This is a genomic window from Quadrisphaera sp. DVD1, from assembly GCF_058932755.1.
This window is the reverse complement of the sequence record NZ_JBZYWI010000125.1, coordinates 1-9,286: the sequence shown is the minus strand read 5'-3', so window position 1 is coordinate 9,286 and position 9,286 is coordinate 1. Positions and strand designations below refer to the sequence as shown.

The 9,286-nt window shown below is 75.6% G+C and carries 11 protein-coding genes; 7 read left to right on the top strand and 4 right to left on the bottom strand.

All coding sequences use genetic code 11. The annotated features are described in order from the left end of the window. Positions 1 to 91 precede the first annotated feature (91 nt). The 4 genes from AC5FZL_RS13065 (at position 92) to AC5FZL_RS13050 (ending at position 2,859) form a co-directional block, all read left to right on the top strand. Positions 92 to 250, top strand: coding sequence for a hypothetical protein (locus AC5FZL_RS13065; protein ID WP_493619288.1), 159 nt, complete (start codon positions 92 to 94; stop codon positions 248 to 250). Beyond that, positions 247 to 858, top strand: a complete 612-nt coding sequence (locus AC5FZL_RS13060; RefSeq protein ID WP_493619286.1) for an MOSC domain-containing protein — start codon at positions 247 to 249, stop codon at positions 856 to 858. The genes AC5FZL_RS13065 and AC5FZL_RS13060 overlap by 4 nt, the downstream gene beginning before the upstream one ends. Before the next feature lie 34 nt (positions 859 to 892). Then, positions 893 to 2,308: an adenylosuccinate lyase gene (gene purB / locus AC5FZL_RS13055; protein WP_493619284.1), complete on the top strand. Its 1,416-nt coding sequence runs from the start codon at positions 893 to 895 to the stop codon at positions 2,306 to 2,308. A 65-nt stretch (positions 2,309 to 2,373) separates the two neighbouring features. After that, complete coding sequence (locus AC5FZL_RS13050) at positions 2,374 to 2,859, top strand: low molecular weight protein-tyrosine-phosphatase (protein WP_493619290.1); 486 nt, start codon at positions 2,374 to 2,376, stop codon at positions 2,857 to 2,859. A gap of 21 nt (positions 2,860 to 2,880) precedes the next feature. On the opposite strand, the gene AC5FZL_RS13045 is transcribed toward AC5FZL_RS13050, so the two are convergent. Together AC5FZL_RS13045 and AC5FZL_RS13040 are read right to left on the bottom strand one after the other, a co-directional pair. Continuing rightward, positions 2,881 to 3,294 (bottom strand): PPOX class F420-dependent oxidoreductase, encoded by a 414-nt coding sequence (locus tag AC5FZL_RS13045; RefSeq protein WP_493619282.1) that lies wholly within the window; start codon positions 3,292 to 3,294, stop codon positions 2,881 to 2,883. Positions 3,295 to 3,373: 79 nt separating this feature from the next. Further along, positions 3,374 to 3,790, bottom strand: a complete 417-nt coding sequence (locus tag AC5FZL_RS13040; protein ID WP_493619280.1) for a VOC family protein — start codon at positions 3,788 to 3,790, stop codon at positions 3,374 to 3,376. Positions 3,791 to 3,902: 112 nt separating this feature from the next. On the opposite strand from AC5FZL_RS13040, the gene AC5FZL_RS13035 reads away from it, so the two are divergent. The 3 genes from AC5FZL_RS13035 to AC5FZL_RS13025 all read left to right on the top strand — a co-directional run bounded on the left by AC5FZL_RS13035 (position 3,903) and on the right by AC5FZL_RS13025 (position 7,184). Continuing rightward, positions 3,903 to 5,315, top strand: coding sequence for a cation:dicarboxylate symporter family transporter (locus tag AC5FZL_RS13035; RefSeq protein ID WP_493619278.1), 1,413 nt, complete (start codon positions 3,903 to 3,905; stop codon positions 5,313 to 5,315). 88 nt (positions 5,316 to 5,403) lie between these two features. Next, positions 5,404 to 6,201: a CPBP family intramembrane glutamic endopeptidase gene (locus tag AC5FZL_RS13030; RefSeq protein WP_493619276.1), complete on the top strand. Its 798-nt coding sequence runs from the start codon at positions 5,404 to 5,406 to the stop codon at positions 6,199 to 6,201. A 41-nt stretch (positions 6,202 to 6,242) separates the two neighbouring features. Next, complete coding sequence (locus AC5FZL_RS13025) at positions 6,243 to 7,184, top strand: NADP-dependent oxidoreductase (RefSeq protein ID WP_493619274.1); 942 nt, start codon at positions 6,243 to 6,245, stop codon at positions 7,182 to 7,184. Between the two features lie 6 nt (positions 7,185 to 7,190). On the opposite strand, the gene AC5FZL_RS13020 is transcribed toward AC5FZL_RS13025, so the two are convergent. Together AC5FZL_RS13020 and AC5FZL_RS13015 are read right to left on the bottom strand one after the other, a co-directional pair. Continuing rightward, on the bottom strand, positions 7,191 to 8,930 hold the full coding sequence (locus AC5FZL_RS13020; RefSeq protein ID WP_493619272.1) for an ABC transporter ATP-binding protein: 1,740 nt from the start codon (positions 8,928 to 8,930) through the stop codon (positions 7,191 to 7,193). Beyond that, positions 8,927 to 9,286: phosphatase PAP2 family protein (locus AC5FZL_RS13015; RefSeq protein WP_493619270.1), on the bottom strand; the 360-nt coding region annotated here is incomplete at its 5' end. The genes AC5FZL_RS13015 and AC5FZL_RS13020, both read right to left, overlap by 4 nt.

Sequence of the window (9,286 nt, the reverse complement as noted above, 5' to 3'; positions counted from 1 at the left end):
CACGGGGGGGGTTTTGTGGGCGGTGTGGGGGGGGGAGAGGAGAAGGGTCTGGGGGCGCGAGCCCCCCGCCCCCGCCCCGGACCGGTCCCCCGTGCGCGCTGCCCGCCGCGAGGGCCTGGGCGCCCTCGGGCTCGCCGGCCCGGACCTCGCGCAGCAGCTCGACGCGGCGGCGACCGGCGCCGGCTGGCGCGTGGCCGAGGTCCCGGTGCGCTCCGCGAGCGAGGCTCGAGCGGCGTCCCCGACGCCGTGACCGCCCCGGTGGGCGACCCGGCGGTGTTCCGCTACGACGTCGAGGTGCTGCACCTGCTGGTCTCGCCCGTGCACCGCTACTTCGGGCGGCCCAAGGACGGCCCGCTGCCGTTCGCCGACGGCTCGGGGCCAGCCAGCGAGGACCGCGACACCGCCGAGGTCGTCGCCCGCCGCGGCATCGTCGGCGACCGCTTCTTCGGCAAGGCGGCCCACATGGACGCCGCCGTGACGCTCATCGCCGTCGAGGCGCTGGAGGAGGTGGCCGCCGCCCTCGGCGCGGAGCGCTTCGACCCGCTCCGGGCGCGGCGCAACGTCGTCCTGCGCGGCGCGGAGCTCGAGCCGCTGCGCGGGCAGGAGTTCACCCTCGACTGCGGGGACGGGCCGGTGCTCCTCGCCGGACGCCGTCCGGCCAGCCCGTGCGCGTGGATGGACCGCGAGCTCGCTCCCGGCGCGCACGCGGCGCTGCGCGGGCGGGGCGGCCTGCGCTGCGAGCCGCTGGGGTCCGGCCTGCTGCGCCGCGGGCCGGCCGTGCTCACCTCCCCCGTGCCACTGGACGCCGCCCGGGCCGGGGCCGCCGTCCTCCCCCGCGGCGGCCGCCCGCTTCCCTGACCCGGCCACTTGCGCGACCTGGGACGATGGCGCCGTGACCGTCGCGACCTCCGCACCGAGCACCACGCCCCTCGCCGACGCCGGCGCCGCCCTCGGGCCGCTGGACGGGCGCTACCGCTCCACCGTCGCCCCGCTCGTCGAGCACCTGTCCGAGGCCGCCCTGAACCGCGAGCGCCTGCGGGTGGAGGTCGAGTGGCTGCTGCACCTGACGACCACCGGCGCCGTCCCCGGGGCGCGGCGCCTCACCGACGACGAGGTCGGGCGGCTGCGCGACGTCGTCGCCGGCTTCGGCCCGGACGACGTCGCCGAGATGGCCGAGATCGAGCGCGAGACCGTCCACGACGTCAAGGCCGTGGAGTACTACCTGCGCCGGCGCCTGGACGGCACGTCGCTGGCCGACGTCGCGGAGCTCGTGCACTTCTGCCTGACCAGCGAGGACGTCAACAACCTCTCCTACGCGCTGATGGTGCGCGGCGGCGTCACGCAGGTGTGGCTGCCGGCCGCGCGCGCCCTGCACGCCGACCTCGTCGCCCTGGCGCGCGAGCACGCCGGTGCCGCGATGCTGGCCCGCACCCACGGCCAGCCCGCGACGCCGACCACGGTGGGCAAGGAGGTCGCCGTCTTCGCCGCCCGCCTCGACCGCCAGCTGCGCCGCGTGGAGCGCGCGGAGTACCTGGGCAAGCTCAACGGCGCCACGGGCACCTACGCCGCCCACGCGGTCGCCGTCCCCACGACCGACTGGCAGGAGGTCTCGCGGACCTTCGTCGAGGGCCTGGGCCTCACGTGGAACCCGCTGACCACCCAGATCGAGAGCCACGACTGGCAGGCCGAGCTCTACGCCGACCTGGCCCGCGCCAACCGGGTGCTGCACGACCTGTGCACCGACGTGTGGTCCTACATCTCCCTGGGCTACTTCGCGCAGGTGCGCGGGCAGGGCACCGTCGGCTCCTCGACGATGCCCCACAAGGTCAACCCGATCCGGTTCGAGAACGCCGAGGCCAACTTCGAAGTCTCCTCCGCGCTGCTCGACGTGCTGGCCTCCACGCTGGTCACCTCCCGGATGCAGCGGGACCTGTCCGACTCCTCGATGCAGCGCAACGCCGGCACCGCGGTGGGCCACTCGCTGCTGGCCATCGACAACGTGCGCCGGGGCCTGGCCGGCCTCGACGCCGACCCGTCGGCCCTCGCCCGCGACCTCGACGCCACGTGGGAGGTGCTCGGCGAGGCGGTGCAGTCGGTGATGCGGGCCGCGGCCGTGGCCGGCGTCCCCGGCATGGCGAACCCGTACGAGCGCCTCAAGGACCTCACGCGCGGACGCCGGGTGGACGCCGCCTCGATGCGCGAGTTCGTCCTCGGCCTGGGCCTGCCGCCCGACGCGCAGGAGCGGCTGCTCGAGCTGACCCCGGCCACCTACACCGGCCTGGCGGCGGACCTCGTGGAGCACCTGTGAGCGCCGAGCCCGCCGCCGAGCCCGCCGCGGCGCCCACCGCGGAGCCGGACGCCCCCCGCTACCGGGTGGTCTTCGTCTGCACGGGCAACACCTGCCGCTCCCCGATCGCCGAGGTGGTGCTGCGCCAGGCGCTGGAGCGCGAGGGGCTGAGCGACGCCGTCAGCGTCGCCTCGGCCGGCACCGACGGCTGGCAGACCGGCTCGGCCGCGGACGAGCGCGCGGTCGCCGTCCTCGCCGCGCACGGCTACGACGCGTGCAGCCACCGGGCGCGGAGCCTGGACCGCTCCTCGATCCGGCGCACCGACCTCGTCGTGGCGCTCGACTCCGGCCACGAGGAGGTGCTGCGCCGCTGGGCGGGCGACGACGACCAGCCCGAGCGCATCCGCCTGCTGCGCTCCTTCGACCCCGCCGCGGTGGCCAAGGGCAAGCTCGACGTCAAGGACCCGTACTACGGCGGGCGCAAGAAGTTCGAGAAGGTGCTGCGCCAGACCGAGCGGGCGGTGCCCGGCCTGCTCGAGCACATCCGCGCCGGGCTGGCCGCGCGCGGCTGACCCGTCCCCGGCCCTCCCGCCTCAGCCCTCGGGCGTGATGCGGAGCAGCACCCGCGGCTTCTGCCGGCGCGCGACCACGCGCTCGACGAGCATGGTGATCCGGTACTCGACCCCGTACTTCCGCTGCAGGACCCCGGTCAGCCGGGCGGCCTCCGCCGGGTCGGCGACCAGCTCCGCGCGCCCGGCGGTGACCGGAGCCCCCTCGGCCACGCGGCCGGTGCGGCTGCAGGGCGCCAGCTCCACGCGTGCGTCGTGGCGCAGCCGCTTGACCTTGCCGCTCTCCTCGGGAGTGATGACGACGAGCGCGTCGCCGTCCTGGGCCACCCACACCGGCGTGGGCACCGGCTCTCCGCTGCGGCGGAAGGTGGTCAGGGAGACGAACCGCTCCCGGCCGAGCGCGGTCGCGGCGTCGAGCGGGGCGGAGGGCTGGGTCATGGCTCGATCATGGAGCAGTCCGTGGTGCGCGGCCTCCCGCACCCCGGACTGCTCCATGATCGGCGGGGTCTGGGCCTCCTCAGGCCTGCGCGGGGCTGATGCTCACCATCCAGCTCGTGCCGAACCGGTCGGTGCACATGCCGAACAGGTCGCCCCACGGCGCCTTCTCCAGCGGCAGGGTGACGGCGCCGCCGTCGGTGAGTGCCTCCCACCACGTGCGCAGGCGCGGCTCGTCGTCGCCGCTGAGGGAGACCGCGAAGCCCGCGGGCTTCTCGTACGCCATCCCGCTCGGCACGTCCGATCCCATGAGCACGAAGCCGTCCGGGGTCTCCAGCTGGGCGTGCATCACCTTGCCCGCCTCGGCGGGGTCCTCGCTCATCCCGTACTCGCCGAACGTGCTGATGGCCAGCTGCCCGCCGAAGACGGACGCGTACAGCTCCATCGCCTGCCGGGCGTCGTCGCGGAAGTTCAGGTAGGTGTTCAGGCGGACGGTCACGGTGCTCCTCCTCGGGGGTGCGGGGCGGTTCCTCGCGGGGTGCAGACCCCCGGGGCGTCCGGGACTCATCGCCGACTGGCAGGGCTCGTGGGCCGGGGCCACCCTGTGCGGGGTGTCGACCTCCGAGGGACGTGCCACCGCACCGGCTGAGCGCCGCCGGGACCGCTCGCACTGGCTGTACCTGGCCGTCATCGTCGCGGTGGTGCTGGGCGCGCTGGTCGGCGGGCTGGCCCCCGACGGCACCGGCACGGCGCTGTCGGCGCTGGGCGACGGCTTCGTCAGCCTCATCACGATGATGATCTCGCCGGTGATCTTCTGCACGATCGTGCTGGGCATCGGGTCGGTGCGCCAGGCCGCCACGGTCGGCCGGGTCGGCGTCCTGGCCCTGGGCTACTTCCTCGCGATGTCGACGTTCGCCCTGGCGATCGGGCTCGTCGTCGGCAACCTCGTGCAGCCGGGTGCGGGCCTCGACGTGAGCGGGTCGAGCGGGTACGAGCCGCCGGCGGCCCCGGAGGGCGAGCACGGCGGCGGGCTCACCGGGTTCGTCCTCGACCTCATCCCCACCACCCTCGTGTCGCCCCTGGTGAACTCGCAGGTGCTCTCGACGCTGTTCGTGGCGCTGCTCATCGGCTTCGCGATCCAGGGCCTCGGGCCGACGGGCGAGACGGCGCTGCGCGGGATCGCGGTCTTCCAGCGGGTCGTCTTCAAGGTGCTCGCGATGATCATGTGGGTCGCACCGATCGGCGCGTTCGGGGCCATCGCCGGCGTCGTGGACGAGACGGGGTGGAGCGCCCTGCTCGGCCTGCTCAAGATCATGCTGGCCTTCTACGCGACCTGCGCGATCTTCGTCTTCCTCGTCCTGGGCACGCTGCTGCGCCTGGTCACCGGGCTCAACGTGTGGCGGCTGCTGCGCTACCTGGGCCGCGAGTTCCTCCTCATCGTCTCCACGTCGTCGTCGGAGACGGCGCTGCCCCGCCTCATCGCCAAGATGGAGCACCTCGGCGTCGCCCGCCCCGTGGTGGGCATCACCGTGCCGACCGGCTACTCCTTCAACCTCGACGGCACCGCCATCTACCTGACGATGGCCTCGCTGTTCATCGCCGAGGCGACCGACCAGCCGCTGTCGATCCCCGAGCAGATCTCGCTGCTCGTCTTCATGATCATCGCCTCCAAGGGCGCGGCCGGCGTCACGGGCGCCGGACTGGCGACCCTCGCCGGCGGGCTGCAGAGCCACCGCCCGGAGCTGGTCGACGGCATCGGCCTCATCGTGGGCATCGACCGCTTCATGTCCGAGGCGCGCGCGGTGACGAACTTCGCCGGCAACGCGATCGCCACCGTGCTCATCGGCACCTGGACGCACCAGATCGACCGGGAGCGGGTGGAGGAGGTGCTCGCCGGCCGCGCCCCCTTCGACGAGGCGACGATGCTCGACGACGGCCACGGGGCCGGCAGCACGCCGGGGGTCGACGACGCGTCCCCCGAGGTCTCCGGCACGTCCGCGCACGAGGACACCGCCCGGCGCTGACCCCTGGACGGGAGTGCTCGGGAGGGCCCGGCTGCGCCGATCCACGTGGATCCAGCGGGCACCCAGGTCGATCGGGGAGGATCGAGGGGTGTCGGACGCCGCGCTGCCCGGACCCGCCCCTGACCACCTCGAGCTCCTCGGAAGGCCCGAGCGGCGCCGGTTCGGCGCCGAGGTGCTCATCGTCCTCGGCCTCTCGCTCGGGCAGTCCGGCGTCTACGCGCTCGTGCGGCTCGTCGCGATCGCCACCCAGGGCCCGGTGTCGGCGGCGACGGCCACCCTCAACGGCTCGCGCAGCCCGAGGCCCTGGCTCGACCTGACCTACCAGGTGCTGAACATCGGCTTCGCCCTCGTGCCGGTGGCCCTCGCGCTGTTCCTGCTGTCCGGCAGCGGCCGCGGGGTGCTGGCGCGGATCGGCCTCGACGCCCGCCGGCCCCTGCGCGACCTCGGCGTGGGGATGGGGCTGGCGGCGCTCATCGGGCTGCCCGGCCTGGGCTTCTACCTGCTGGGGCGCCAGCTCGGGATCACCGCCGACGTCGTGGCCTCGGGACTGTCCCCGTACTGGTGGACCGTGCCGGTGCTCGTGCTCTCGGCGCTGCAGAACGCGGTGCTGGAGGAGGTCGTCGTCGTCGCGTACCTGCTCGACCGGCTGCCCCGCCTCGGCTGGTCGCTGCCCGTGGTGATCGCCGTCAGCGCGGTCGTGCGCGGCAGCTACCACCTCTACCAGGGGTACGGGCCGTTCATCGGCAACGCCGTGATGGGGGTCGTCTTCGCGCTGTACTACACCCGCACGCGGCGGGTGATGCCGCTCGTGGTCGCCCACACGGTGCTCGACGTCGTGGCCTTCGTCGGCTACCAGTACCTCGGCGCAGCGCTCGGGCTGCGCTGAGCGCGCTCGCGGCGCGACGGCCGCGGGGGCACGATCGCGGCATGGGGCAGCGGTGGATCGCGACGGACTTCGGCGGGCTCGAGGTCCTGCGCCTCGTGGAGGAGGACGCCCCTGCGCCCGGGCCGGGCCAGGTGGGGATCGCGGTGCGCGCCGCCGGGATGAACCCCGCCGACTTCAAGCACCTGGCGCAGGGCCCCGGGAACGACCGCAGCGCCCTGCCCCTGCCGATCGGGTACGAGGTCTCGGGCGTCGTGGAGAGCCTCGGGCCCGACACCGAGCTGGCGTCCGGGGGCGGTGCGCCCGGTGACGAGGTGCTCGCCTTCCGGGTCAGCGGCGGCTACGCCTCGGAGATCACCGTCCCGGCGCGCGACGTCTTCGCCAAGCCCGCCGCCCTGGACCACCCCGCCGCCGCCAACCTCCTCCTCGCCGGCACCACGGCCGCCGAGATGCTCGAGGTGACCGGCGTCGGCGCGGGCGACACGGTGCTCCTGCACGGGGCCTCCGGCGCGGTCGGGGTCAGCGTGCTGCAGCAGGCGGCGCGCCTCGGCGCGCGCGTGCTGGGCACCGCGAGCGGGCGCAGCGCCGACGTCGTCCGGCGCTTCGGCGGCGTCCCGGTCGCCTACGGCGACGGCCTGGAGGAGCGGGTGCGCGAGCTCGCGCCCTCGGGGGTGCAGGCGGCGCTGGACGCCGTGGGCACCGACGAGGCGGTCGACGCCTCCCTCGCCCTCGTCCCCGACCGCAGCCGCATCGTCACGATCGCCGCGTTCGCCAGGGCCGCTCAGGACGGCTTCCCGGTGATCGGCGGCGCCATGCCGGCCAGCAGGGCGTTCCGCGACGCCGCGCGGGCCCGGCTCGTCGCGCTGGCCGCCACCGGCGACCTCGTCGTGCCCGTGGCGCGCACCTTCCCCCTCGCCGAGGCCGTCGAGGCGCTGAGGCTCCTGCAGAGCGGCCACCCCGGCGGGAAGCTCGCGCTGCTGCCCTGAGCGGCCTCAGACGAGCAACTGGGTGGCGGCCAGCTCGCGGTACAGCGGCGTGCTCTCGAGGAGCTCGGCGTGCGTGCCGACGCCGAGCACGCGGCCGGCGTCCAGCACGACGATCTGGTCCGAGCCCACCACGGTGGACAGCCGGTGGGCGACGACGAGCAGCGTCGTGCGCTCGGCGACGGCGTCGAGCGCGTCCTGCAGCGCGCGCTCGTTGCGGGCGTCGAGGCTGGCGGTGGGCTCGTCGAGCAGCAGCAGCTCGGGGCGGGCCAGCAGCGAGCGCGAGATCGCCAGGCGCTGGCGCTCGCCGCCGGAGAGGAGCACGCCGCCCTCCCCCACCGGGGCGTCCAGGCCCGCGGGGCTGCGCTCGACGAGCCCGGTGAGGCCCACGGCCGCGAGCACGGCCGCCAGGTCGGCGTCCGAGGCGTGGGGCGCGGCCAGCAGGAGGTTCTCGCGCAGCGTGCCGGCCAGCACGGGCGCCTCCTGCTCGACGTAGCCGAGGCGCGCCCGCAGCGCGGCGCGCGGCAGCTCGCGCACGTCGACGCCGTCGAGCAGCACCGCCCCGGACGTGACGTCGTGGAAGCGCTCGACGAGGGAGAGCAGCGTCGACTTCCCCGCGCCCGAGGGCCCGACGAGGGCCGTGCGGGTGCCCCGCGGCACGACCACGCTGACCCCCCCGAGCACCGCGGTGCCGTCGGGGTAGGCGAAGGAGACCTCGCGCAGCTCCAGCAGCGGGGCGCCGGGGCGGGGCGCGGGCGGCGCGGAGGGGCCGCGGTCCTCCTCGGGCAGGCGCAGGACCTCCTCGATCCGGGTGAGGGCCCCGAGCCCCAGCTGCAGCTGCGCGAAGGCCGAGACGAGCTGGCCCAGGGGCATGACGAGGAGGAACAGGAAGAGGATGAAGGAGACCAGCTGCGCCACCGTGATGGCACCGCTCGCCACGCGGTAGCCGCCGACGCCGAGGACGGCGATGAAGGCCCCCTGCACCGCGACGCCGACCACCGGGGCGACCACGGCCTCCACCCGGGCGGCGCGCACCCCCGCGTCGTAGGCCGCGACGGCGCTGGCGCCGACGGCCGCCACCTCCCGGTCGGTGGCGCCGCTGGCCCTGATCGTGCGCACCGCGCTCAGCGCCCGCTCGACCGCGGAGCTCATCTCCCCGACGCGCTCCTGGGAGGCCAGGGCGAGGGCGCGCAGGCGCCGGGCGACGGCGATGCCGGCGCTCATCCCCACGGCGACGGCCGCGAGCGTGACGCCGAGCAGGACGACGTCCACGAGCGCCATCGCGACGACCGCACCGACGACGACGAGCACCGAGCTGACGACCTCGACCAGCCCGGAGGTGACCACCGCGCGCAGCAGCGTGGTGTCGGAGCCGACCCGCGAGACGAGGTCACCGGTGCGCCGCCGGTCGTGCTCGGCCACCGGCAGGCGCAGCACGCGGTCCACCAGCCGGCGCCGGGTGCTCAGGACGACGCCCTCGGCGGTGCGCTGGAGCAGGTACTGCTGCACCGCACCGAGCAGCGACCCGCCGAGGAGCACGAGCACCAGGGCGGCGACGACCGGCCCGACGGCGTCCCCCCGCTCCACCGCGGTGATCACCCGGCCGACGAGGAGCGGCTGGGCGAGGGCGGCGACGGCCCCGAGGAGGGAGATCCCGGCCACCGCGACGAGCGCGACGCGGTGCTCGCGCAGGTACGGCAGGAGGGTGCGCAGCCCCACGCGAGGAGGCTGCGGCTCGGCGTCGCTCATCGGGGCTCCTGCGACCGCTGGAGGGCGTTGTCAGAACGAGGACCCGCTGGGGTGCGCCGTCGTTCTGACAGCGCGAGGAGCGCCAGGCCGAGGGCGGCGCCGAGGGCCCAGCCGGCCAGGACGTCGGTCAGCCAGTGCGCACCGAGGTAGACCCGGCTGAGCCCGACGGCCACGGCGCAGCCACCCGCGCCCAGCAGCACCGCGGCGCGAGCCGCCCGGGAGGAGACGACTCCCAGCAGCAGGCCCGCGAGGACCACCGCCAGCGCCGCCGAGCCGGTCGCGTGCCCGCTCGGGAAGGACGGGTCGTGCGGGGTGACGAGGGGCTCGACCGCCGGGCGCGCCCGCCCGACCACGCG

What these genes read in the sequence shown, in the direction of transcription:
- AC5FZL_RS13045 (WP_493619282.1), bottom strand. Translation starts at nt 3,294, where the DNA reads ATGACCCAGCCCTCCGCCCCGCTCGACGCCGCGACCGCGCTCGGCCGG.
- AC5FZL_RS13025 (WP_493619274.1), top strand. Translation starts at nt 6,243, where the DNA reads ATGGGGCAGCGGTGGATCGCGACGGACTTCGGCGGGCTCGAGGTCCTG.
- AC5FZL_RS13020 (WP_493619272.1), bottom strand. Translation starts at nt 8,930, where the DNA reads ATGAGCGACGCCGAGCCGCAGCCTCCTCGCGTGGGGCTGCGCACCCTC.